Source organism: Leifsonia sp. SIMBA_070, from assembly GCF_046534635.1.
Classification (GTDB): domain Bacteria; phylum Actinomycetota; class Actinomycetes; order Actinomycetales; family Microbacteriaceae; genus Leifsonia.
The window spans coordinates 1-255 of record NZ_JAWRYK010000571.1 but is presented as its reverse complement, the minus strand read 5'-3'; the positions used below and the strand labels follow the sequence as shown (position 1 = coordinate 255).

At 63.1% G+C, this 255-nt stretch carries 1 protein-coding gene; it reads right to left on the bottom strand.

All coding sequences use genetic code 11. The features are described 5' to 3' along the window. Window positions 1-36: 36 nt before the first annotated feature. The coding region (locus SB754_RS21505; RefSeq protein ID WP_410784355.1) for an NlpC/P60 family protein at window positions 37-255 on the bottom strand (219 nt) is incomplete at its 5' end.

Sequence of the window (255 nt, the reverse complement as noted above, 5' to 3'; positions counted from 1 at the left end):
CGCTTCCCGCCCCGCGGACAACCTACTGCGAAGTGATTAGGCTACGCGGTAGTAAGCGGCACCGGAACCGACGTTAGCGCTCTGCTGAACAGTCTGGTTGCCGTTCCATCCGCTGTGGATGGCCTGGCCGTCACCGATGTAGATGGCGATGTGAGCAAAGCCCATGCCGCCGTCGGCGTAGTAGATGATGTCGCCGGGCATCGGGTCAGAGACCGGAGTTCCGTAGGCGGCAAGCTGTGCCGGTGCCAGATCGCC